A 23,707-nucleotide genomic window follows, 5' to 3' on the forward strand; every position below is an offset into this window, starting at 1 on the left:
ATATTACGATTCCTTTCGTATAACTTTGTACGAAAGCTATCGTATAATGTGCCATGAATAAACCTACAGAAGCAGAATTAGAAATACTTTCCCTGCTTTGGGAAATGAAGGAAGCAAATGTCCGTCAGATTCACGAGCGACTATTAGAGAAAAAGGAAACCGGATATACTACCACGCTAAAAATTATGCAAATCATGCATGCGAAAGGAATGGTAACCCGGGATGAGAAAAGTCGGACTCACATTTATCGGGCAGCGATTAAACAAGGAGAGACTCAAAAGTCCTTGTTAAAGAATCTGATGAACTCAGCCTTTGGAGGGTCAGCGAAGTCACTGGTCATGCAGGCACTCGGTCAAGAAGAACCTAGCAAAGAAGAGTTGGATGAGATTCGAGAATTTTTAGACCAACTTGAAAACAAAAAGTCATGAACCTTTTAAATGATTGGATTCCGAATCAATTGCTCCAGGCCATAGGATGGGCCTTGGTGCATTCCGTATGGCAATGGATCCTAGTTGCAGGATTGCTTTGGGGAGGGTTACGGATTTTTTGCAAGAAATCTCCCCAATTCAAATACAATCTTGCTTTGGTGGCATTAAGCCTGGGAGTTTTTGTTTCGATTGGGACTTTGATTTACGAATGGGTTTTAATTAGCGATGCATCCCAAAATCCCAGTGTGGTTTGGGCTGTTATCGAATTTCAAAACCGTGAGATCCACCAAATGAGTTCTTGGGGAAATATTGTCATTTGGATTGAATCGCAGCTGCCTTTTCTTGTGAATGTATGGTTTTTGGGCGCCGTCCTTTTTCTCTTCCGCCTTTTCAATAATCTATCTGCAGTTAGAAGCCTTCGTTTAGGAAGTACTCCTTCTTCGGATCCAAGATTGAATGAGTACCTGCAAAGAATCACTGAGCGATTGAAAATTTCCCGAAGAGTTTCCTTAAAAATTTCTTCTGAAGGAATGTCTCCCATGGCATTCGGTATTCTTAAACCTATAATTCTTATTCCAGCAGGATTGGTTTTTCAGCTTTCTTCTGGCCAACTAGAAGCGATTTTGGCCCACGAATTAGCCCATATTAAGCGGAATGATTACATCATTAATTTAGCACAGTCCATGCTAGAAGTGGTCTTCTTTTTCCACCCATGTTTTTGGTGGATCAATCAGACCGCCAAAGAACTTCGGGAAAATGCAACAGATGATTTGGCACTTTCTACCGGAATAGAGCCGCAAACTTTAGCCAAAGCACTTGCGGAAGTACTGAACTATTCCCACCAACATGTGCCTGAATTGGCGCTGGCTGCCTCTAAACGGAGAAATCCAACACTTCACAGAATTAAACGCATGCTGGGTTTTCCAGCACAGAACTATCCACAAAACCCTATTATTTCACTACCTATGTTATTTACTTTATTACTTACCGCAGGAATTCTGGCAAATGCCAGTCAACATGATTCTCCAGAAAAGATGGAGGTTAATCCTTTAGTCACTCTTGAAAACCCCGAATTGGGTTTTATCTCTCAAAATCAACAGGTTGATCCATTGATGATTTTGGTTCAGGATACAACCGATCAAGAGAAAAAAGTAATTGTTAATCCAGAAAATGGTGAGCAAACCTGGACGAATGAAAATGGTGCTACCTATGTATTTCGTCAAAACTCAGGGAATCAAAAATTCCACTATGAGATCAAGGGTGACACCTTGATCGTGGATGGAGACACAATTGTGAAGAAAGGAAAGAATGTCTTTGTGGTGCGCGGTATGCCTGCTCCGGAATTTGATTTTGAATCCATGCCAAAGCTGGAATTGGATGAGATGATTCCCGTTCCCGAAATACCTCAAATGCCTTCATTCCCATCTGATTTTGAATTTTTTGCAGAGGCTCCTGTTTTCTTTGAGCCAGGAGAGCCGATGATATTTGACTTTGAAGATTTTGACCAAAGCATGTTCTTTTTCTCCGATACCGCTAACATGAGTAAGGAAGAATTGAAGAATTGGGAAAAAGACCGTGATCGGAAAATGAAGGAATGGGAAGAACAAAGAAAGGTGCATGAAGAGCGTGCGAAAGAATGGTCCAAGCAGATGGAAGAGCGTGCTAAGGAGTTTGAAAAAAGATGGAAAGAAAATGAAAAGGAGCGAGAGGAACAGCTGAAAATGTGGGAGAAACAAATGGCTCCAAAGTTAGAAGCTTGGGAAAAAGAAATGCAAGCTTGGCAAAAACAATGGGAAGAAACTCAAGCTCCAAAAATGGAGGAATTTCAGCAAAAACTGAAAGAGTGGGAAAAAAGTCAAGCACCTAAAATTGAGGAGTTCCAGAGAAAAATGGAGGAATGGAGAAAGGAAAATGAAGCAAAAATTCAGGAGTTTCAGCGATCAATGGAAGAGAAAATGCAAAAACTAAAAGAAGCAGAAAAAGACAATTAAATTTGTGTGTTGATACCTTATGAAAAGCAGTGGCTCCTGGTCACTGCTTTTTTTATGTTTGGGAATTTCTCCCACTTTTTTCACGAATTTTTCCGAGGATAAAATTTTTTAGCGAGCTCTCTTCTGGAAAATCCGTCAAAATCAGCAAAAAAAGGCGTTTTTTGTCGAGTAGGCTTTAAACTTCTAAGCTGCTGATAACCAATTAAAATTCCTTGATTTTTTTTCAAAAATATTGGCATGGTTCAAACTTTTAGCTACTTTTAAGTCAAAGTGGGAAAAAGTGGAGAAAAGTGGTAGAATGTGAAAATCATTTTATTACTTTTGTTTTTACGAGAAACTTGTCCAAAGCGCTAAGGGGAAATGTTTAATAGCCATTACGATTGTAAGCTTGATCCAAAGGGTCGTCTGGCGTTGCCTTCAAAGATAAAGGCATCGATACCAGAGGCTAATGAGTCTACTTTGATGCTTCGAATGGCAGAAGATCGATGTCTGGCTTTGTATCCTATGGTGGAGTACAAAAAGTTGGAAGGTCAGATCAAATCCCTCAATATCAATAATCCCGAACAGCGTGCACTTCAACGGGCATTTTTTAATTCGGTCGTGGATGTGGAGTTGGATAGTGCTGGCCGATTGTTAATCCCGAAGCAGTTTCAGGCATATGCAGGTTTAGAAAAAGAAGTAGTAGTCGCCGGAAATGGAATTCGCATTGAAATCTGGAATCCTGATAATCATGCGAAACATGTTATTCCAGATCCTGCAGACTTGTCAGCACTGATGGAAAAATACCTCTCCTAAGTTATGACAGCTTCTGTGTACCATATTCCAGTGATGCTCGCCCAATGCACTGAAGGCTTGGCTATTAACCCTAACGGGGTCTACGTCGATGCGACTTTTGGCGGAGGGGGTCATTCCCGGGAAATTCTCCGGAACCTGGAACACGGACATCTTTATGGATTTGATCAAGACCCTGATGCTGAGGCAAATGCAATTGCGGATGATCGATTCACCTTTGTTGCAGCCAATTTTCGGGATATCAAAAAGTTTCTTCGACTCTATGGCGTTCGGCAAGTGGATGGAATTTTGGCGGACTTGGGTATTTCATCCCATCAGATTGATGAGCCTAAACGGGGCTTCTCTACACGTTTTGAGGGGGAGTTGGATATGCGAATGAATCCCATGCAAGGGAAAAGCGCGAAAGACGTGCTCAATACCTATGAAGAATCCAAGTTGCATCGGATTTTGGGAATGTATGGTGAGGTAAAGAATGCCAAAACCCTGGCTCAGGGGATTGTATCTGAGCGAATGGAAAGGCCATTTGAAACGACAGAGGGCTTTACGGCTTTTTTGAAAAAATATGCTCCAAAAGGGAGAGAGTTTAAATATTTCGCGCAGGTATTTCAGGCATTGCGAATCGAGGTGAATGATGAGTTGGGTGCTTTGGAGGAATTCCTTCTTAGTGCTGTAGAGCTTTTGAAGCCTGAAGGGAGATTGGTGGTCATGAGTTACCATAGCTTGGAGGATCGACTAGTCAAAAACCTCATTACCAAAGGGAAATTTCAAGGCGAGCTGGAAAAAGATTTTTTCGGAAATCCCATTCGTCCTTTGGAACCTGTCAGTAGAGGTGCCATCACTGCAGATGCGGAAGAAATAGCAGCAAACCCTCGGGCAAGAAGTGCGAAGTTGAGAATTGCAAAGAAACTAGGGAAATGAGTCAAAACACATTTAGGAAAAAATTGAAGTCAGGGAATCGGGCCAAGTCAACGGCTACCCGGAAGACGATTTTCTCTTGGATGGAGGAAAAGCTCAATGTGACCAGAATTTTGGGGGAAGGAGTTCCTGTACAATTGGTTCCCCCGGTTGGCTTTGTGGTTTTGTTGGCTCTGATTTATATCTGGAGTAATCACCGGGCGGAGAATATGGTCCGGAAAATTGAAAAAGTACAACAGGAAGTGGAGGATATCCGCGCTGATGTCACGACGCTGGAGGCAGAGTACATGCTCAGTAGCATGCAGTCCGAATTGGCAAAAAAAGTGGCGAATAAAGGAATTATTGAATTAAAAGAACCACCGGTTAAAATAGAAATCGAAGAGTGAATATTAAGCGTTCCATAGTGCTTCGAGTGAGGGTTGTTTTTATCCTCATTGCGCTCGTCACCACGGCGATTCCTCTTCGTATTGCCAAAATCCAATTTGAGCAAGGGGATAAATGGCGAGAAAAAGCACAAACGATCAATTTTCAGTATCGCGAGGTTCCTGCTACTAGGGGGAATATCTATGCGGGTGATGGTAGTCTTTTAGCTACTAGCTTGCCTTTTTATAGAGTGGCTTTGGATCCTACCATGTCCAAAAATTCAACATTTGAAGAAGGGATCGACTCTTTGGCTCAGTTGCTTTCCGGTTATTATAAAGACAAATCAGCCAAGGCGTATAAGCGCATGATTACTGATGCTCGCTTGGATAAAAAGCGGTACATCGTGTTGAATAGGAGACAAATTGGCTATCAGGACATGCAGAAAATGTCTCAGTGGCCGATCTTCCGGGAAGGCAGACTGGGAGGAGGAGTACTTTTTGAAAAAGTTGAAAAGCGGTATCGCCCATTCAATTCTTTGGCTAGTAGAACCGTTGGTTTTATCAATGAGGTTGAGTACGGTGCCGGTATTGAATACAGCTTTAATGATTACCTCAAAGGCAAAGACGGAAAGGCCCTGTTTCAGCGATTAGCTGGAGGAAGCTGGAAGCCTGTTTTTGATGCCGAAGATATCAAGCCGGAAGACGGATATGACGTAATCACCACTTTGGATGTCAACATTCAGGATGTGGCAGAGACTGCTTTGCTTCGACAGTTGGAAGCTCGTGATGCAGCCTTCGGTTCGGTGATCGTAATGGAAGTCAAAACGGGTAAGATAAAAGCCATTGCCAACTTGCAAAAGAACAAAAGTGGTCGAGGCTATGGAGAGAATTACAACTTCGCCATCGGTGATCAGGGAAATACGGAGCCGGGTTCTACATTCAAGTTATTTTCCATGCTTACACTTTTGGAGGAAAATAAAATTTCCCTTGACGAAAAAATCGAGACCGGAAATGGAGCTCACCGATTCTACAATCAGGTAATGCGGGATGCGAAAAATGGAGGATACGGTACAATCACTATTCGGGAAGCTTTTGAAAAATCTTCCAACGTGGCAATCTCCAAATTGGTAGATGAGCATTTTGGTTCTAGCCCTTCCAAGTTTATGGGCTATTTGGAAAAGGTTGGATTGAATGAAGCTTTTGGGTTCCAATTGGCGGGAGAAGGGAAGCCATATTTCAAGAAGCCTGGCGAAAAGGATTGGTATGGAACTACCCTACCTTGGACTTCTATCGGCTATGAGAGCAAATTGAATCCTATCCACACCTTAGCCCTTTACAATGCTGTTGCCAACGATGGAAAAATGGTCAAGCCTTATTTGATCCAGGCCATTGTAAAAGGCAACAACATTGAAAAAGAATACGGAACAGAAATTATCAGAAAGCAGATTGCTTCTGAGAAAACGATCAAACAGTTACAGGGATTGCTTGAGGGAGTAGTTGTCAGAGGAACTGCCAAAAATATTGCAAATGCAGAATACCCGATTGCGGGGAAAACAGGTACAGCTCAGAAACTAGTGAATGGACAATATACCCGGAAGTATTACACCAGCTTCGCAGGGTACTTCCCAGCTGACCGGCCTAAATACTCCATGATAGTTGTGATTGATAGTCCTACCGGGTTTGCAGCTTATGGAGGAGATGTTTCTGCTCCTGTATTTAAGGAAATCGCTGATAAAATCTACGCTTTGGACTTGGAGTTGAATCCCAATTCCCAAGCTCGAATTGCTGCTGCAAGCCCAGTTCCAGCCTTGCCTTATGTGCGTGCCGGAAAGGCCGAGGAGATCCATCAAATTTTTGAGAAGCTAGGTATTAAAGCTACTCCAACCCAACCTGAAGAATGGGTGAAAGTAGTGGCAAACGAAAATAAAATTGACTGGAAGGTAAATGAGAGTGATCCAGGTACGGTTCCAGATGTGTCTGGTCTTCCCTTGAGAGACGCTTTATTTATTCTAGAAAATAAAGGAATGAGAGTCAATTACCATGGGAAAGGCCTTGTCAAGAGTCAGTCTCTTATTCCAGGAAGCAAATTAGAACCCAATACAACGATCAATCTCGAGCTCGGATAAGTGAAAGTTTTAAAGGACATATTATATAAGGTATCCCTTCTCACCACTCAGGGAGATATGGAAGTAAAGGTGAAGGATTTGGTTTTTGATAGCCGAAAGGTATCAAAAGGATCTGCCTTTATTGCCATTATTGGAACACAGGTGGACGGACATGACTTTATTTCCAAAGCCATTGAGCAAGGTGCTCGGGTAGTAGTTTGCGAGAAATTGCCGGAAGTCTTGGATGAGAAAGTGACTTGGGTGCAGGTACTTGATTCTGCAAAAGCCCTAGGAATCATGGCGTCCAATTACTTTGATAACCCTTCTCGTCAAATCAAAGTGGTCGCAGTAACCGGTACCAACGGAAAGACCACCACGGTAACCTTGTTGCATCAATTGTTTATGGCCATGGGCTATAGCACAGGGCTACTATCAACGGTAGAGAATAAAATCAATGAAGAAATAATCCCGTCAACACATACCACTCCAGATGCGGTAAGTATTCAAGCATTGTTGCGACAAATGGTTGATGCAGGTTGTACTCATTGCTTCATGGAGGCGAGCTCCCATGCGATTGTACAGGAGCGAATTGCGGGTCTACGATTAATAGGAGCCATTTTCACCAATATCAGTCACGACCATCTGGATTATCATAAAACCTTTGATGAGTACATCAAAGCGAAGAAGAAGCTGTTTGATGAATTGCCAAAAGATGCTTTTGCGCTGGTGAATGGGGACGACAAGCGGGGTTTGGTTATGCTTCAAAATTGCATGGCTACCCATCAAACATACGCGTTGAAATCAGCAGCTGATTACAAAGCAAAAATCATTTCAAATACACTTGAAGGTCTCGAATTGGATCTCAATGGGAAGCAGGTTTGGTTTCGACTTATAGGTGCATTCAATGCCTACAATTTACTGGCTGTTTTTGGAGCAGCGGTGCTCTTGGGAGAAGATGAGGAAGAGGTTTTGCAGCATTTATCTGCCATTCCGGGGGCTAAAGGTCGGTTTGATCGCATTTCAAGAGCTGGAATTACAGCCATTGTGGATTACGCTCACACTCCTGATGCCTTGGAAAATGTGCTTAAAACCATTAATGGTGTACGAACCGGTGGCGAACAGTTGATTACAGTTGTGGGATGTGGGGGAAATCGGGATAAGGCCAAGCGGCCTGTTATGGCAAAAATAGCCGTTAAGGAAAGTGATAAGGTCATTTTGACCTCTGATAATCCCCGTTTTGAAGACCCTGAGGCGATTCTTGATGATATGCAACAAGGAATAGGTCCTTCTGACCTTCGAAAGGTGCTTCGAATTGTAGATAGAAAAGAAGCTATCCGGACAGCTTGTATGCTTTCGCAAAAAGGAGACATTATCCTGATTGCCGGGAAAGGGCATGAAGATTATCAGGAAATCCAGGGAGTCAAGCATCATTTTGATGATGCCGAAGTGGTAAGTGAAATTTTAGATCAATTGAGTCAAAACTGATATGCTATATCCGATTTTTGAATATTTGGACCAAGTTTGGGATGTGCCGGGAGCAGGGGTATTTCGCTATATTTCCTTCCGTGCGGGCATGGCTGCATTGGTTTCGCTCATTATCACCATCACTTTTGGAAATCAAATCATTAACTGGATCCGGAATCGACAAATTGGTGAGACCGTACGGGATTTAGGATTGGAAGGTCAGGCTCAGAAAAAAGGAACTCCAACCATGGGTGGTTTGATGATCCTTGCTGCGATTGTGATCCCAACCCTTCTTTTTGGTGACTTAGATAATATTTACATCATTCTTCTCTTGGTGACTACGATCTGGTTGGGAGGAATTGGTTTTGTAGATGATTACATCAAAGTATTCAAAAAGAATAAGGAAGGGCTTAAAGGCCGGTTCAAAATTGTAGGGCAGATCGGTATCGGTGTGATTGTAGGAGCTACCCTCTATTTTCATGAGGATGTGGTTATTCGGGAATTTTCTACACCAGTTTCCGTAGAAAGTGGGGTTGTTGAAACTCCAGCTTTTCAGGATGTCAAAGCCTTAAAAACAACCATTCCTTTTGTAAAGAACAATGAACTGGATTATGAGCGATTATTAGGATTTTTAGGCGAATCCGTCACGCCAATCCTTTACATTTTGGTAGTGATTTTTATTATCACAGCTGTATCGAATGGCGCAAATATCACGGATGGAATCGATGGACTTGCTGCTGGAACCTCGGCTATTATAGGGCTGACCATCGCCATTTTTGCCTATCTCAGTGGGAATGCCATTTTCTCTCAATACCTGAATATCATGTACATCCCTAACTCTGGGGAGTTGGTGATTTTTGCATCCGCATTTATTGGGGCTTGTATTGGATTTCTGTGGTACAATGCCTATCCGGCTCAAGTTTTTATGGGAGATACAGGGTCCTTGATGTTGGGTGGAGCGATAGCCGTCATGGCTTTGACCCTGCGAAAAGAACTTTTGATCCCTATCATGTGTGGGATTTTCGTGATCGAGAATCTCAGTGTGGTTCTTCAAGTCAGCTACTTCAAATACACGAAAAAGAAATATGGGGAAGGACGTCGGATTTTCCTAATGTCTCCTTTGCATCATCATTATCAAAAGAAAAATATACCTGAAGCAAAAATCGTCACCCGCTTTTGGATTGTGGGGATTTTACTGGCAGTCATCACACTAGCAACCTTGAAATTGAGATAAATCTTGAAAAACGTAGCCATCATAGGAGCAGGAGAAAGTGGACTGGGAGCAGCATTGCTAGCCCAGCGGATGGGCTATGGGGTTTTCGTAAGTGATGCTGGCCAGATCAATCCAGATCGGAAGCAGCGTCTGATGGATGCAGGGATTGAATTTGAGGAAGGAAAGCATTCAGAGGAGAGAATATTGGATGTGGATTTGATTATCAAAAGTCCTGGTATTCCATTTTCGATTCCGATTATTCAAAAAGCCTTGGATCAAGGGCTGGCTGTTGTGGATGAATTGGAGTTGGCCCATCATTTTTCGAATGGGAAAGTAATCGCAATCACAGGAACTAACGGAAAAACGACTACCACTTTACTAACCTACCATTTGCTTAAAGAAGCTGGATTAAATGTCGGTTTGGCGGGAAATGTTGGTCATAGTTGGGCAGCTCAATTGTTGGACTCGGATAAGGATTGGTGGGTAATTGAAACGAGTAGTTTCCAGATCGATGGCTTACAGACTTTCCAACCGCATATTGCAATCCTAACCAATATTACTCCTGATCATTTGGATCGGTATGAGGGGAAAATTGTGAAATACATCGTTTCCAAATTCCGACTATTTATCAATCAGAAGAAACAGGATTATGCTTTGTTTATGAGCGAAGATCCACTTAGTCGGAAGGGACTGGATTCTTCCAAAATCAGAGCTAAGAAAATTTTCATCTCCCTTCAAGAATCTGATGCGACCAGCTATTTGGATGGAGAAATGCTCCATATCGGAATAGGAGATGAACCCATTCAGATTTCTGTTGATCAACTTCCGATTCAAGGGAAACATAATGTCCTCAATGCCTTATTCGCCATCTCAGCAGCTCGTTTGGTCGGTCTAAGCCAGGAGGAAATAGAGAAAGCTATAAAAACCTTCCAAAATGCTCCCCACCGCATGGAAAAGGTGGCTGAGTTAGATGGGGTGCTGTATGTGAATGACAGCAAGGGGACCAATGTGGAAGCCACGGCTTATGCACTTGAAAATTATCCATCAGGGATTGTTTGGATCGCTGGTGGGGTGGATAAAGGGAATGATTATTCCTCCATTCTCCCACTAATTGCCGGGAGGGTGAAAGCATTGATCTGTCTTGGAAAGAATAATGAAAAGCTTCTAAAGGCATTTTCAGGAGTTATTCCTGTCATTCGGGAAACACAAAATATTGACGAAGCCATCAACTGGGGAAGGGAATTATCTCAGCCTGGGGATGTGGTATTGCTCTCTCCAGCCTGTGCGAGTTTCGATCTATTCCGAAACTATGAAGATCGAGGTAAGCAGTTTAGAGAAGGAGTGTTGAACCTTAAAATGAAAGTCAGCGCATGAGCCAGTTTAAGTCATGGATCGATGAGCATTTCAAGGGTGATCCCATCATTTGGGGGATCGTGATACTGCTATCTCTATTCAGTATTCTTGTGGTGTATTCAGCGACAGGTTCTTTGGCTTATAAATATGCTGGAGGAAACACTGAATTGTACTTGGTGCGCCATTCCGTTTTGGTTTTTGTCTCCTTAGGAGTCATGTGGCTTGCACATAAAGTACCCTATAGAAACTATGCCTTGTATGCAAGGTTGGCAATGTACCTGTCCATGCCTTTGCTTTTGATTACCTTCCTATTCGGATCCAATATCAATGAAGCGAATCGTTGGTTGACGATTCCGGTAATCAATCAGGCTTTTCAACCTTCGGATTTGGCTAAGTTGGCCTTGATTGCCGCCTTGGCTGCAATGCTGGCCCGCCGTCAGAATAACATCTCTGACTTCAAAAGCACCTTCTTGCCTATCATCATTGCAATAGGGATTATCTGTGCGTTGATCGGTTTAGCGAATATGTCTACAGCCATTTTGTTGCTGTCAACCTGTCTCTTGATCATGTTTATTGGCCGGGTGCCGCTCAAATACCTCATGATTGTCGTGATGGTCGGGGTACTTGGTTTGACTTCTGCGATTTTCCTAGGGCAACGAGGCGAGACTTTCAAGTCACGAATCCAGGACTTTGTAGAGTCCTCTACAGATGAAAGCAAGATCCCATTCCAGGCAGAACAATCTTATATCGCCATTGCTACTGGAGGGATTACCGGTAAAGGTCCCGGTAATTCCGAGCAACGAAATTCACTTCCTCACCCTTATTCAGATTTCATCTACGCCATCATAATAGAAGAATATGGGATGATAGGTGGTATTTCCGTCCTCTTCCTATATCTGGCTTTGCTTTATCGTGGAATGCGCATTGTCGCCAATTCGAATAAGGCCTTTGGAGGCTTACTTTCCGCAGGATTGAGCTTTGCTCTTGTCATCCAAGCCTTGGTGAATATGGCCGTTGCTGTAGGATTGGGTCCAATTACTGGTTTGCCTTTGCCTCTTCTTAGTATGGGAGGGACTTCTTTAGTATTTACCGGGATTTCCTTAGGAATTATTCTTTCTGTTAGCCGTGGTGATCATCAGGATGAAATGCAGACTGGAAGTGCCATGAATAGACCAAAATTTAAAACTGCTTAACCATTAGTACTACACCTACATATCGCCTAATGATCAGTGGAGGAGGAACCGGAGGACATATCTATCCGGCGATTGCCATTGCCAATGCCTGGATGGAAAAGCATCCGGACAGTGAGGTGCTTTTTGTGGGTGCTTTGGGGAAAATGGAAATGCAGAAAGTGCCCGAGGCTGGATACAAAATCATTGGTTTACCAGTAGCTGGACTTCAACGGAAATTGACTTGGGATAATCTCAGTTTCCCGATTAAGCTTTTCAAAAGTTTGATCCAAGCAAAACGAATTGTAAAGGATTTTGAACCACAAGTGGTGGTAGGAGTAGGTGGCTATGCAAGCGGACCGGTACTTTATGCTGCGCAGGGTAAACAAATTCCAACTTTGATTCAGGAACAGAATTCCTATGCAGGCTTGACGAATAAAATTCTCTCTAAGAAAGCGAGCGCAATTTGTGTAGCCTATCCCAATATGGAAAAGTTTTTTCCGGCTGACCGAATCATCAATACCGGAAATCCTGTGAGAAAAGATCTTTTGAATTTGGAAGGAAAGCGTGAAAAGGCTCTAGGGTATTTTGGATTGGAGAGTGACCGAAAAACTGTCTTGGTGCTTGGTGGATCCTTAGGTGCAAGAACCTTGAATCAAGGTATGCTGAAGGATATGGAGGCTTTTGAAAAAGATGGGTATCAGGTGCTTTGGCAATCTGGAAAATATTATTTCAAAGAAATGGCGGAACGGACCGAAAAGTCCGGCCTACAACATATTCATGTACGAGAGTTTATCCGCGAAATGGATTTGGCCTATGCAGCAGCTGATGTGATTATTTCACGAGCGGGGGCCTTGTCTGTCTCTGAACTTTCCCTTGTTGGGAAGCCCGTGATTTTTATTCCTTCTCCGAATGTGGCAGAAGACCATCAAACCAAGAATGCGATGGCATATGTGACCCATCATGCAGCGGTTTTACTAAAAGATGGGGAAGCCATTGGGAATATGAAAAACGAGGTTGACCTGATTTTGAATAATCCAGAATTAGCCCAAAGTCTGGGTTCGAACATAAAAAAATTGGCTAAACCACAGGCCACTGAAACTATTGTCCATGAAATCGAAAAACTGGTAGCGTGAAATTGGAAGGCATACATAGCGTCTATTTCCTAGGAATCGGTGGAATCGGCATGAGTGCTCTTGCACGCTGGTTCCATCAGGCTGGCTATGCTGTTGCTGGATATGACCGCACGCCTTCCCCGTTGACCGATCAATTATTCGATGAAGGGATTGCTATTAGTTTTGAAGACCAGGTTTCAACGATTCCAGAAAATTTCCTTAGAGATAAAAACGGTTTACTGGTGATTTGGACTCCTGCCATTCCGAAGGAATCAGCCTTGTATCAGTTCTTTTCTTCCGGATCATTTACCATGAAGAAAAGGTCTGAGGTTTTAGGTATGCTCACAGCGGAACATTACACTATTGCAGTTGCGGGAACCCATGGTAAGACAACCACCTCCTCTCTAATCGCGCATTTGCTGAAGTCAGCAGGGAAGCCTGTTACGGCATTTTTAGGAGGAATTACCCAAAACTACCAAAGCAATCTGATCCTAAATTCATCCAAAGAAGCCACTATTATGGTAGTGGAGGCGGATGAATTTGACCGGTCTTTCTTAAGGCTTCATCCCGATGTGGAAGTGGTGACAAGTGCTGATCCGGATCATTTGGATATCTATGGAGATGAATCAACTATTTTGGATGGGTTCCGAGAATTTATCCAGCTGCTTAAGAAAAAAGGCAAACTTTTGATTCAGGATAAGGCTGCTTCCAAAATCGGTCAGGATAATCTTCCACAAAAAGGAACAAAGATCTATGGACTTCGCGCCACCTCTGGAATTTACGCTGAGAATGTCCAAGCAAGACCAGGTTCTTTTGCCTTTGAATATGAAGACGGAAAGGTTCAAATCAAAAATTTGGAATTGTTCATTCCAGGCTTTCATAATGTAGAAAATGCGCTTTCGGCTATAGCGATTTCCCTAGATCATGGTCTCTCTCCACAAGAGATAAAGACAGGTTTAGCCACTTTCCGTGGTGTGAAAAGACGATTTGAAATTTTGGTTCAGGAAGGAAGCAGAGTCTATATCGATGACTATGCACATCATCCTGAAGAAATTAGAGCCTGCTTGAGTTCAGTGCGAGCGATGTACCCTGGTAAAAAGCTGACAGTGGTATTTCAGCCACATCTTTTCTCCAGAACCCGAGATTTTGCAGAAGGTTTTTCGGAAAGCCTTTCTTTGGCAGATCAGGTGCTGCTTTTGGATATCTATCCAGCCCGGGAATTACCGATTCCAGGGGTAAGTTCCGAGATGCTTTTTGATGATATCCAAGCCTCGAACAAGAAGATGGTTACGAAGGAGCAGCTTTTTGATGTATTGGAGGATTGGGATCCAGAAATTTTGGTGACCATGGGTGCCGGAGATATCGATCGATTGGTACCAAGAGTACAGGATTGGATGCGCTCACGATTAAAACCACAGGTACTATGAAAAAGATGCGGATTCGAAAGTTAATCGGCTTCTTGATTCTAAGCGTGATTTTGCTTGGGTTCATAGGCTTTGTCGAAAAGCAAAGTCAATACAAGACCTATCAAGGATTAGAAGTACAGATTCAAGGAATCAGTGGACTTTATTTCGTGGATCAAAAGGAAATCGAATCACTTATTCAAGCAGGTTTTCCAAATCTAAAGGCCGGAATGATGCTAGAGGAGGTTCCTTTGAAAGAAATTGAAGATCGCCTCAAGGGGCATCCTTTTGTTAAAGACGCAGATGCCATTTTGGGACAAAAGGGGATTCTTCAGCTTTGGATCGAACAGCATCAGCCGATCGCGAGAATCACTCGCCCACTTGCTGCGGATGCCTATATAACTACAGAAGGAAAAATCATTCCCACCTCGCCTAGTTATACGAGCCGCGTGTTGATCCTCTATGGGGCCCAATTGGAAAAGCTTTTGGATCAGGGAGATGTGATGACAGAAATGCCCGAATTGATGGATTTGATTCGGTATATCAATGAAGATGAATTTTGGAAGGCTCAAATCACCGAAGTAGAGGTGAATAGTAAGACGGATATCCGCTTGTATCAACAGGTGGGAAGACAAGTCATCGAACTTGGAGATGCGGGTAATCTGGCCGATAAGTTTGAGCGGATCCAGATTTTTTACAGCGAAATCTTGCCCCGAAAAGGGTGGGATGCCTACGAGAGAGTCAGTGTGAAATTTAAAGAACAAATAGTCTGTGAATAATAGCTTGGGTATGGAAAATGAAAAATTAATCGTCGGACTGGATATCGGTACCACTAAGATTTGTGCCATTGTCGGCCGGAAAAATGAGTATGGAAAACTCGAAGTGCTCGGAATGGGCAAAGCGGTGTCGGATGGAGTAGAGCGTGGGGTTGTCACCAATATTGACAAGACCGTGCATGCCATCGAAAAGGCAGTGGAAGAAGCATCGGATATGGCCGAGGTTGAAATTGCCGAAGTAATCGTCGGAATCGCCGGTCAGCATATTCAAAGCAAAATCCAGAGCGGAAGCATCATGCGTCAGCCTACCGAAGATGAAATTACGGTAGAGGATGTGCGTCGACTTTCTTCCGAAATGGAGAATATCCTTGTACCGCCGGGGAATAAAATCATTCACGTGATGCCTCAGGATTATACTGTGGATTATGAAGGAGGGATCAAAGACCCTGTGGGGATGTCCGGTACACGCCTAGAAGCAGATTTTCACATCATTACTGCTCAGACTACAGCAATCAATAATATCAACCGCTGTGTTCGAAGAGCCAACCTTTCCTCCAAACAATTAATCCTAGAACCTTTAGCAAGCTCGCTGGCAGTACTCAGTGATGAGGAAAAAGAGGCAGGCGTATGCTTGGTGGATATTGGAGGTGGAACCACAGACGTTGCCATTTTTTATGAAAATATCATTCGCCATACAGCAGTGATTCCTTTGGGGGGAAATATCATCACCAAAGACATCAAAGAGGGCTGCATGGTGATGCAAAACCAAGCTGAATTGCTGAAGACGCGATTTGGAAAAGCTATTGCAGAGGAAGCCAATCCTAACGAGATCGTCTCCATACCAGGTCTCAGAAATCGGCCTCCTAAAGAGATTTCAATCCGAAATCTAGCGAGCATTATCCAAGCCCGAATGGAAGAGATCATTGAGATCGTCCAAAATGAAATCATGCAAAGTGGATACTACAAAAAATTAGCTGGAGGAATTGTCATCACAGGCGGTGGTTCCCAATTGCAATTTGTAGCCCAACTATTTGAGTATATGACAGGCTTGGATACTCGCATCGGTCATCCCAATGAGCATTTGGGTAAAACAGTGATCGAGGAAGTCAAAAGTCCAATGTATGCCACATCGGTGGGTTTGGTTCTGGCCGGATTTAAATCCCTTGATGACCGAGAGGAACTCTACAATCAGCGAATTGCAAATGCTGGCGGGACGACTACCAAAGCAATCAAAAGAGAATTTAATGCAAAAGATATTTTCCGAAACATCGGTGAAAAGCTGAAAAGTATCATTCACGATGATATCGGGGACGATAGTAATTACTAGGGCTTATGATTGGGGGGAGATCAGGGATCCTGTCCTTGATTTCCCCGATTTAACCAGGTTTTAAAACAAGAAAATAACTAGTTCACCAATTCAATAAATATGTCAGATAACATGAAAGATTACAGATTTGATCTTCCAAAGAATCAAAAATCGATTATCAAGGTAATCGGTGTCGGAGGTGGCGGTTCGAATGCCGTCAACCACATGTACAATCAAGGAATTAAAGACGTGGAGTTTGTGGTAGTCAATACCGATGCACAAGCTTTGAAGTCTAGTCCGGTTCCTTTGAGGCTTCAATTGGGTGCCAACCTAACCGAAGGTTTAGGTGCAGGTGCTAATCCTGAGCAAGGCCGAAATGCCGCTCTTGAATCCCAAGAAGAAATTCGAGAACTCCTTGCTGATAATACCAAAATGGTCTTTATCACCGCAGGAATGGGAGGCGGTACAGGAACAGGTGCAGCTCCTGTTTTGGCTAAAATCGCTAAGGAATTGAATATCCTAACTGTAGGTATTGTCACAGCGCCTTTCATGTTTGAAGGCAAGAAAAAAATGGCTGTTGCACAGGCAGGGATTGAGTCACTCCGTGAAAATTGTGATACGGTTTTGGTCATCTTAAATGACAAGCTTCGTGAGATTTATGGAAACTTGGCGATTCGAACTGCTTTTGGAAAAGCTGATGATATTTTGACGACTGCGGCTAAATCAATCGCTGAAATTATTACCGTTCATCAAGATGTAAACGTTGATTTCGAAGATGTTAAGACAGTAATGAAAGATGCGGGTGCTGCCGTGATGGGATCTTCAACTGAGGAAGGTGAAGGTCGAGCTATCCGGGCTGCTGGGGCTGCAATTTCCTCTCCACTATTGAACAATGTCGATATCAAAGGAGCTCAGAAAATCCTTCTTTCCATCATGTCTGGTGAGGAAGAAGAACTTTCTATGGATGAGTTGAGCGAGATTACCGAGTATATCCAAGAGAAAGCCGGTGACAATGCCGAGGTGATCTTTGGTCAGGGAATTGATCCGGAATTAGGAAAGGCAATTCGAGTTACTGTGATTGCTACTGGCTTTGAAATGGATAAACTTGATAAAAGTTCTACTTCAACTGTAGCTACAAAAGCTCAGCCTGCTCCAATTGTATCCGCTACTCCGACAGCTACTCCTGAAGTGCAAGATGAGGACGTGAAAACTGTCATCAACTTGGAAAGCGGGAAGTCTGAAAAAGTGAAGGAAGAGCCGATTTCTAACGGAAGCACCTTCGTTTTTTCTACTCCAAAGACCCCTATTCAAAGTACAGAAGGACCTGTAAAAGAAGAGCCAAAGCAAGAAAGTTTCAAGTTCGATTTCCCATCAGCACAGGAAAAAGCAGCAGAGGTGAAGCCAACTCCTGAGCCTGAAAAAATTGTTCATGATTTGTACGAAGAAGAAGAAACCCCAAAAAAGGAGGAATCTTCTGAGGAACCTTCAAATGAGCCTTCTAAGCCAGTTTTTGCCAATGATTATTATGAGCAAATGAAGCAAAAGGCTATTCAAAGAGCTCATGAGCGCTTTGAAAAATTGAAGGGAAGCCGTTCGTTGAATCCAAGTCCTGAAGAGTTGAAGGAGAAGTTGGAAGTTCCGGCCTACCTTCGAAAGAATGTGACATTGAATGAACCTGAGCACAGTTCGGAAAACCCGATCAGCAAGTTCAATATCAATGATGAAAATGAGATTCTAGGAAATAACAGATTCCTTCACGACAACGTGGATTAATCTTTAAAATTCCAGAAGCATTTCCGCTTGGGTGTGTAGCAATTCTAAATACAACTTGTTGGTGAGCAAGTTATCTGACATATTCTGCTCTATTTTCGCCAGTTTTGGTTTTAGAGCTAGGACATGCATTCCCAAGTAGTGAAATATATCAGTGAGGTGGCTCAATGCGATGCCACCTCCTCCTATTCCAGAAGAAAGGCCGACCAGTGCGGCCTTTTTGTTTCTAAAATTGTTGGGGTAGGTCATCCCATCGATAAAGGTTTTTAAGATTCCTGGAAAGGAACCATTGTATTCTGGAACGATAAAGACAAACTTTTTCCCTTCGGAAACCCGCTTGTGAAATTCATTGAAGGCCTCATTCTTACCATTATTCTCATAGAGGGCAGTTTCTATAAAATCAGCTGGTAAATCCTCCAATTCCAGAATTTCAGAATCAGCTCCCTTTTCCTTTAAAATTTGCTGGTATTGTTGTGCAATCAGTTTCGAAACAGAGTTTTTTCGATTGGTGCCTAGGATGATTTTTATCATAGCAAGAATCAAGTATGAAAGCAATACAAGCTTTGGCCCCCAAAAGTTCGAAGAATCATCGAGTTTCCTATCTTTAAGCTAAAATTTTCCAATATGAACTACCTGTCCCAAATTCATGAAGCTGCCCAATTTTTAAAAAATCTATATCCGGAGCCGATCGAAAATATGATCATTCTAGGTACTGGATTGGGAAAGTTAGGAGAGGATATTAATCCTATTTTGGAGGTGGATTATGGGGATATTCCTCATTTTCCGGTATCTACAGTAGAAACTCATTCCGGAAAACTGGTGATGGGAACATTGGCCGGGAAAAAGGTCTGGGCAATGAAAGGCCGCTTTCATTATTACGAAGGCTATTCCATGAAACAGGTTACTTTCCCTGTTCGGGTTTTACGACAATTAGGAGTAAAACGACTTATCGTTTCCAATGCATCTGGTGGACTGAACCCTGAACAAGCGGTAGGGGATGTAATGATTTTAACCGATCACATTGATCTTTTTCCGGATAATCCGCTTCGGGGAGAAAATCCAGCTGAATTTGGACCAAGATTTCCGGACATGAGCGATGCATATTCAGAGCGCCTTGTACAACTAGCCTTGTCAATTGCTCAAGAAAACGACTTTAAGGTGCACACGGGGGTTTATGCTGGAGTCGCTGGGCCCAATCTGGAGACACCTTCAGAATATAAATACCTCCGAATCATAGGGGCTGATGCCGTAGGGATGAGTACTGTTCCGGAAGTATTGGTTGCCCGTCAATCCGGTATGGAGGTTTTTGGGATTTCGGCCATTACAGATTTAGGAGTCCCCGGTAAAATCCATAAAATCACCCTTCAAGACGTAGTAGACGCCGCTGCCAAAGCGGAGCCTGTCTTGAGCAAAATCATTTATCAGTTAGTGGAGAGAATTTAGTCCTGAGGTAGTTGATCTATTGCGTTTAATACTGATTCCATGTAGGGTTTTATTTCTTCCGGCCAAGTAGCAGGGTCAGTATCTATTTGCCAATACAAGGCCCCTGAAGCATTTTCAAAAGCTAAATAAATAGCCCCTTGGTCATAGCAATCCGGACATCCGATTACGGAGAAAGGATCGTTCCTTAAGTATTGCGGGAAGTTTTGTTCCAAATTTTCCGCAATTGGAACCCACTGGGAATTTAAAGGATTGGGTTTGTAGGTAATTAAGGCAGCTTCTCGGAAACTATTCAGATTGTCCACATAAAGTTTCCCGTTCTCCAGTTTGTAAATTTTAATACAGTTTCCTGTACATAGTGCTGACCACCAACCAAATATAAAGGCATCTTTTTGAGGCTCCTCATCTTCTTGCTTACAACCTCCTAAGAACAATAGTATCAAGAGTCCATAAACATACAATCGATTCATTGCGCTGATATTTTATCGAGATTTACGTGAGATTTTTGATGTAAGTTTCTAAATTAAATTTGAATTCCAATTTGTAAAACCCTGTTTAACCTCATGAGGTTTTTTTTAATTTTTATACTTCTTTTTCTTTCCTCGGTTCAGGTTTTTTCACAGGCTGTTCCAGATTCTTTGAGGTTCAATTTTGGTAAACAAGGAGGTCAGCAACCTTCGACCTATGTGTTGACTGGGAAGATTATGGACAAGGATTCTGGGGAACCTATTGAGGGAGTAGGATTACATGTGGACGGATTTTATGGGGGAGTGAACACCGATCGTTTTGGAACTTATTACTTAACCTTGACTCCTGGTTTTCATCGGGTGACCTTTCGACATTTAGCAAAAGTTCCTGTTTTCACTGAAGTGACCTTATATGACAATGGTGTGGTGAATCTGGAAATGGTGGATAAGAACTACGAATTGGACGGGGTGGTGGTATTATCCGAGGAACCGGACCGAAATGTGCGGAATCCTATAACTGGAATTACCAAATTGACTACCCGGGAACTCCAAGCTATTCCCGCTTTTCTTGGAGAGGCTGATATATTCAAAGGACTTCAATTATTACCCGGCGTAAGTTCGGTAGGAGAGGGGACTTCAGGGATTAATGTGAGAGGTGCAAAAACTGATCAGAATCTTTTGCTAATGGATGAGGCGATTGTGTTGAGTTCTAATCATGCCCTTGGATTCTTGTCCGCTTTCAATACAGATGTAACAGAAACTTTTACCCTTTACAAAGGAAATCTTCCGGCCTCATTTGGTGGCCGAGCGGGTTCAGCTTTGAATATTCAAATGCGGCCGGGATCCGATGAGGATTGGAAAGGACAGATAGGTTTGGGGACATCCAACGGGAAATTGGTTTTGGAAGGTCCTATTAAAAAAGAGAAAGCAAGCTTGATTTTTGGAGGGAGGATTTCAAATGCCAATTGGCTTTTGGGACAAGCCCGGGATTTTGATATCAAAAACTCAAAATTGAATTTTTACGATGGGTATTTCGGAGTCGCTTGGAATATTTCTCCGGGGCATGATATAGAAGCCAGAACCTTATTGACTGGGGACTACTTTAAGTTTTCCAATGAATTTGGCTACGATTGGTCCAATCGGGTAAGTAGTTTGAATTATCGGGGAATATTGGGAGAAAATTGGTCTATACGGGGTATTTTTGCAGATGGTGATTTTACAAATTCGTTTTTTGACCCCGAGGGATTAGATGCTGCTGAGGTTCGCAATGGCATGCGCTATCAACAGGGGAAGGTGACCTTAACCTGGGCCAATCAAAATTTAGCACTTAGCTCTGGATTGGAAGGGGTAGCCTATTCAGGTAAAGATGAAGAATTACGACCCTTCTCCTCTGACTCGAATATTAATCCAGAAAAAATCGGAAAAGAGCAAGGACTCGAATTGGGAGTTTTTACAAGCCTGGAATGGGATTTTTCTGAAAAGACCGGTTTAGTGGCAGGATTGCGATATTCCAATTATCGTCAATTAGGCCCCGACACCGTTTACCTTTATAATGAGATTGGTCCGATTTCCGAGGACCGAATTATAGGAGAGGAAGTATTTGGAAAAGGGACTATTCAATCCTATTCAGGATTCGAACCTCGCTTATCGGTTCGGCATAATTTAGCCAATAATACTTCCGTCAAGGGAAGCTATGCCCGATTATACCAATATATCCAATCGGTAAGCAATACCTTTGGCCCGACCCCTATTGACCTATGGCAACTCAGCACGCGCTATATTCCTCCTCAACAATCCGATAATTTTTCGCTGGGATTTTTTAGAAATAGCATTGAAAACAAATGGGAGTTTTCAGTGGATGGATTTTTTAGAACAACTCAAAATCAAGTAGAGTACCGTGATTTTGCGCAAGTGTTTTTAAACAATCATCTAGAAACGGAGGTGGTTTTGGGAGAAGGGAAAGCCTATGGAGTGGAGTTTTTGATCAAAAAAAATCTAGGGGTAGTGACAGGGTGGATTGCTTACACTTACTCTCGTTCATTTTTCAGAAGTTCAGGTCAATTTGAAGAGACTCAAATCAACAGGGGCGAGTGGTTTCCTAGTAATTATGACAAGCCGCATGAGGTCAATTTTATTTTTAGCAGAAAGATGTATCCAAGAGGTTTGTTTAATCTAAGCGTAAATTATGCTACCGGACGACCCGTGAGTGCAGTCAATGCCAGTTATGTGATTAATTCCTTGGTAATTCCAGAGTATAGTGATCGGAATCAATATCGAATACCTGACTATTTCCGAGTGGATGTTTCGTATACCTTGGAAAAAGTCTTTTCAAAAAAGGGGGATAGCTTGAATTTCAGTATCTATAATTTACTAGGTCGGCGAAATGCCTATTCGGTTTTTTGGCAAAAGGATGGAGATAGCCGACAATTAAGACCCTATCGATTGGCTATTTTGGGATCGATTTTCCCTTCAATTACTTATAGTATTCAATTTGGAGGAGGTGAAGATGAATAAATATGGTAGTTGGGGAATTCTGGGATTGATTTTCTTTCTATTCAATTCCTGTGTGGATCAAATCAGTTTTCCACTGGATCGAGGAGTGGAAAAACTAATTGTCTATGGTCAATTGAGTAATCTGGATGAAGATAAGTTTGTATTCTTATCAGAAACCACTTCTGCAGATCGTGAACCTCTGTTTGCTGGCCAATATTTGGTGCTTAATGATCTTCCAAGACCCGTGACTACCGCTCAAGTTTTTGTTGTCAATACAGAAAATCAGCGCTATTCTCTGAATCAAATTGAGCCTGGAAAGTATATGCTACCTAGGAATATGAAGATCAGAGAAGATGTTTCCTATTTTGTTGAAATTATTATTGAAGGAAGGGTATATCGCTCAGAACCTGAGCAGATGCCTCAAGTTGTAGGAGAGGATGAGCTGGGGTATACCTTCTCAAGAGGAAATTATAAAGGAGCTCCCGAGACAGCCTTTATTTCCATTGTTTCGGATGTGAAATTGCCTGCTGCAGATCTTCCGTATTTTCTTCGTTGGGATGTGGATGAAGCATACTATTGGAATTTGACTTTTTTCCCAAATCCTTTCAATAAACCACCGCCTGACTGCTATGTGTTTGATTTTCCGGACCCGGAGCGAATTACACTTTTCAATGGAGAGAATGCCCCTGCGTCAGGCCAAGGAGGATATCAAGTGGTAGCGGAACGAATCGTGGATGAATCCTTTTTGAGCAGGCATTATTTCAATGTCCGACAGGTAAGTACAACCCGTGGGTCACATGACTATTGGAGGCGAATTCGTGAACTGGTCAATAATTCAGGTTCTGTATTTGATACACCACCTGCTCCTGTTCGAGGGAATGTTTATAATAGTTCAAATCCCGATGAGGTGGTTCTAGGCTACTTTGAAGTGGTTCGTGTTTCTCAAAAACGGATTTATACCACTCGGGCTGATGTTCCGTTTTTTATTCCTGAAGTCTGTACCTATGATCCTGCAAGGCCATTGGATAAATATCCGCGAACCTGCCTTCGATGCAGTGAATTTCCAAATAGCACCAATGAAACCCCTCATTGGTGGTTTGATCAATAATTTTCTCTCAGCCGATTGTCAAAATTTTGTCAGTTTG

The 23,707-nt window shown here is 42.6% G+C and carries 20 protein-coding genes; 18 read left to right on the forward strand and 2 right to left on the reverse strand.

What is annotated here, in order from left to right; all coding sequences use genetic code 11:
- Positions 1-53 precede the first annotated feature (53 nt).
- The 15 genes from HWE15_RS11170 (at position 54) to ftsZ (ending at position 18,165) form a co-directional block, all read left to right on the forward strand.
- On the forward strand, positions 54-428 hold the full coding sequence (locus HWE15_RS11170) for a BlaI/MecI/CopY family transcriptional regulator (protein WP_290507619.1): 375 nt from the start codon (positions 54-56) through the stop codon (positions 426-428).
- Positions 425-2,419 carry a M56 family metallopeptidase gene (locus HWE15_RS11175; protein ID WP_290507620.1) on the forward strand — a complete coding sequence of 665 codons (1,995 nt, stop codon included), beginning with the start codon at positions 425-427 and terminating at the stop codon, positions 2,417-2,419. The genes HWE15_RS11170 and HWE15_RS11175 overlap by 4 nt, the downstream gene beginning before the upstream one ends.
- 360 nt (positions 2,420-2,779) lie before the next feature.
- Complete coding sequence (mraZ, locus tag HWE15_RS11180; protein ID WP_290507621.1) at positions 2,780-3,214, forward strand: division/cell wall cluster transcriptional repressor MraZ; 435 nt, start codon at positions 2,780-2,782, stop codon at positions 3,212-3,214.
- A gap of 3 nt (positions 3,215-3,217) precedes the next feature.
- Positions 3,218-4,129 (forward strand): 16S rRNA (cytosine(1402)-N(4))-methyltransferase RsmH, encoded by a 912-nt coding sequence (gene rsmH, locus HWE15_RS11185; protein ID WP_290507622.1) that lies wholly within the window; start codon positions 3,218-3,220, stop codon positions 4,127-4,129.
- Positions 4,126-4,512 (forward strand): FtsL-like putative cell division protein, encoded by a 387-nt coding sequence (locus tag HWE15_RS11190; RefSeq protein WP_290507623.1) that lies wholly within the window; start codon positions 4,126-4,128, stop codon positions 4,510-4,512. The genes rsmH and HWE15_RS11190 overlap by 4 nt, the downstream gene beginning before the upstream one ends.
- On the forward strand, positions 4,509-6,614 hold the full coding sequence (locus HWE15_RS11195; RefSeq protein WP_290507624.1) for a penicillin-binding protein: 2,106 nt from the start codon (positions 4,509-4,511) through the stop codon (positions 6,612-6,614). Before HWE15_RS11190 ends, HWE15_RS11195 begins: the two co-directional genes overlap by 4 nt.
- Positions 6,615-8,078: a UDP-N-acetylmuramoyl-L-alanyl-D-glutamate--2,6-diaminopimelate ligase gene (locus HWE15_RS11200; protein ID WP_290507625.1), complete on the forward strand. Its 1,464-nt coding sequence runs from the start codon at positions 6,615-6,617 to the stop codon at positions 8,076-8,078.
- A 1-nt stretch (position 8,079) separates the two neighbouring features.
- A complete protein-coding gene (gene mraY / locus HWE15_RS11205; RefSeq protein WP_290507626.1) occupies positions 8,080-9,291 on the forward strand; it encodes a phospho-N-acetylmuramoyl-pentapeptide-transferase in 1,212 nt (403 codons plus the stop codon).
- 3 nt (positions 9,292-9,294) lie between these two features.
- Complete coding sequence (gene murD / locus HWE15_RS11210) at positions 9,295-10,644, forward strand: UDP-N-acetylmuramoyl-L-alanine--D-glutamate ligase (protein ID WP_367203941.1); 1,350 nt, start codon at positions 9,295-9,297, stop codon at positions 10,642-10,644.
- A complete protein-coding gene (locus HWE15_RS11215; protein ID WP_290507627.1) occupies positions 10,641-11,816 on the forward strand; it encodes an FtsW/RodA/SpoVE family cell cycle protein in 1,176 nt (391 codons plus the stop codon). The genes murD and HWE15_RS11215 overlap by 4 nt, the downstream gene beginning before the upstream one ends.
- 29 nt (positions 11,817-11,845) lie before the next feature.
- Complete coding sequence (gene murG, locus HWE15_RS11220; RefSeq protein ID WP_290507628.1) at positions 11,846-12,928, forward strand: undecaprenyldiphospho-muramoylpentapeptide beta-N-acetylglucosaminyltransferase; 1,083 nt, start codon at positions 11,846-11,848, stop codon at positions 12,926-12,928.
- Positions 12,925-14,334 carry a UDP-N-acetylmuramate--L-alanine ligase gene (gene murC, locus HWE15_RS11225; protein ID WP_290507629.1) on the forward strand — a complete coding sequence of 470 codons (1,410 nt, stop codon included), beginning with the start codon at positions 12,925-12,927 and terminating at the stop codon, positions 14,332-14,334. Before murG ends, murC begins: the two co-directional genes overlap by 4 nt.
- Positions 14,331-15,089, forward strand: a complete 759-nt coding sequence (locus HWE15_RS11230; protein ID WP_290507630.1) for a cell division protein FtsQ/DivIB — start codon at positions 14,331-14,333, stop codon at positions 15,087-15,089. Before murC ends, HWE15_RS11230 begins: the two co-directional genes overlap by 4 nt.
- Positions 15,090-15,099: 10 nt before the next feature.
- A complete protein-coding gene (gene ftsA, locus HWE15_RS11235; RefSeq protein WP_290507784.1) occupies positions 15,100-16,413 on the forward strand; it encodes a cell division protein FtsA in 1,314 nt (437 codons plus the stop codon).
- A 111-nt stretch (positions 16,414-16,524) separates the two neighbouring features.
- Positions 16,525-18,165 carry a cell division protein FtsZ gene (gene ftsZ / locus HWE15_RS11240; protein WP_290507631.1) on the forward strand — a complete coding sequence of 547 codons (1,641 nt, stop codon included), beginning with the start codon at positions 16,525-16,527 and terminating at the stop codon, positions 18,163-18,165.
- Between the two features lie 3 nt (positions 18,166-18,168).
- On the opposite strand, the gene HWE15_RS11245 is transcribed toward ftsZ, so the two are convergent.
- On the reverse strand, positions 18,169-18,693 hold the full coding sequence (locus HWE15_RS11245) for an NADPH-dependent FMN reductase (RefSeq protein ID WP_290507632.1): 525 nt from the start codon (positions 18,691-18,693) through the stop codon (positions 18,169-18,171).
- Positions 18,694-18,786: 93 nt separating this feature from the next.
- Between HWE15_RS11245 and HWE15_RS11250 the strand changes: the two genes are divergently transcribed.
- Positions 18,787-19,605 (forward strand): purine-nucleoside phosphorylase, encoded by an 819-nt coding sequence (locus HWE15_RS11250; RefSeq protein ID WP_290507633.1) that lies wholly within the window; start codon positions 18,787-18,789, stop codon positions 19,603-19,605.
- Here the strand turns inward: HWE15_RS11250 and HWE15_RS11255 are convergent.
- Positions 19,602-20,072, reverse strand: a complete 471-nt coding sequence (locus tag HWE15_RS11255) for a hypothetical protein (RefSeq protein WP_290507634.1) — start codon at positions 20,070-20,072, stop codon at positions 19,602-19,604. The genes HWE15_RS11250 and HWE15_RS11255 overlap by 4 nt on opposite strands.
- Positions 20,073-20,165: 93 nt before the next feature.
- On the opposite strand from HWE15_RS11255, the gene HWE15_RS11260 reads away from it, so the two are divergent.
- Together HWE15_RS11260 and HWE15_RS11265 are read left to right on the forward strand one after the other, a co-directional pair.
- Complete coding sequence (locus HWE15_RS11260) at positions 20,166-22,583, forward strand: TonB-dependent receptor (RefSeq protein WP_290507635.1); 2,418 nt, start codon at positions 20,166-20,168, stop codon at positions 22,581-22,583.
- Positions 22,576-23,670 (forward strand): DUF4249 family protein, encoded by a 1,095-nt coding sequence (locus HWE15_RS11265; RefSeq protein WP_290507636.1) that lies wholly within the window; start codon positions 22,576-22,578, stop codon positions 23,668-23,670. Before HWE15_RS11260 ends, HWE15_RS11265 begins: the two co-directional genes overlap by 8 nt.
- Positions 23,671-23,707 lie beyond the last annotated feature (37 nt).

Origin of the sequence: Algoriphagus sp., from assembly GCF_013373065.1 — a bacterium.
In the GTDB taxonomy this organism is placed as follows: Bacteria; Bacteroidota; Bacteroidia; order Cytophagales; family Cyclobacteriaceae; genus Algoriphagus.

What these genes read in the sequence shown, in the direction of transcription:
- HWE15_RS11230 (WP_290507630.1), top strand. Translation starts at nt 14,331, where the DNA reads ATGAAAAAGATGCGGATTCGAAAGTTAATCGGCTTCTTGATTCTAAGC.
- HWE15_RS11265 (WP_290507636.1), top strand. Translation starts at nt 22,576, where the DNA reads ATGAATAAATATGGTAGTTGGGGAATTCTGGGATTGATTTTCTTTCTA.
- mraY (WP_290507626.1), top strand. Translation starts at nt 8,080, where the DNA reads ATGCTATATCCGATTTTTGAATATTTGGACCAAGTTTGGGATGTGCCG.
- murG (WP_290507628.1), top strand. Translation starts at nt 11,846, where the DNA reads ATGATCAGTGGAGGAGGAACCGGAGGACATATCTATCCGGCGATTGCC.
- HWE15_RS11170 (WP_290507619.1), top strand. Translation starts at nt 54, where the DNA reads ATGAATAAACCTACAGAAGCAGAATTAGAAATACTTTCCCTGCTTTGG.
- HWE15_RS11245 (WP_290507632.1), bottom strand. Translation starts at nt 18,693, where the DNA reads ATGATAAAAATCATCCTAGGCACCAATCGAAAAAACTCTGTTTCGAAA.
- mraZ (WP_290507621.1), top strand. Translation starts at nt 2,780, where the DNA reads ATGTTTAATAGCCATTACGATTGTAAGCTTGATCCAAAGGGTCGTCTG.
- ftsA (WP_290507784.1), top strand. Translation starts at nt 15,100, where the DNA reads ATGGAAAATGAAAAATTAATCGTCGGACTGGATATCGGTACCACTAAG.
- HWE15_RS11175 (WP_290507620.1), top strand. Translation starts at nt 425, where the DNA reads ATGAACCTTTTAAATGATTGGATTCCGAATCAATTGCTCCAGGCCATA.
- ftsZ (WP_290507631.1), top strand. Translation starts at nt 16,525, where the DNA reads ATGAAAGATTACAGATTTGATCTTCCAAAGAATCAAAAATCGATTATC.
- rsmH (WP_290507622.1), top strand. Translation starts at nt 3,218, where the DNA reads ATGACAGCTTCTGTGTACCATATTCCAGTGATGCTCGCCCAATGCACT.
- HWE15_RS11190 (WP_290507623.1), top strand. Translation starts at nt 4,126, where the DNA reads ATGAGTCAAAACACATTTAGGAAAAAATTGAAGTCAGGGAATCGGGCC.
- HWE15_RS11255 (WP_290507634.1), bottom strand. Translation starts at nt 20,072, where the DNA reads ATGAATCGATTGTATGTTTATGGACTCTTGATACTATTGTTCTTAGGA.
- HWE15_RS11215 (WP_290507627.1), top strand. Translation starts at nt 10,641, where the DNA reads ATGAGCCAGTTTAAGTCATGGATCGATGAGCATTTCAAGGGTGATCCC.
- HWE15_RS11260 (WP_290507635.1), top strand. Translation starts at nt 20,166, where the DNA reads ATGAGGTTTTTTTTAATTTTTATACTTCTTTTTCTTTCCTCGGTTCAG.
- HWE15_RS11250 (WP_290507633.1), top strand. Translation starts at nt 18,787, where the DNA reads ATGAACTACCTGTCCCAAATTCATGAAGCTGCCCAATTTTTAAAAAAT.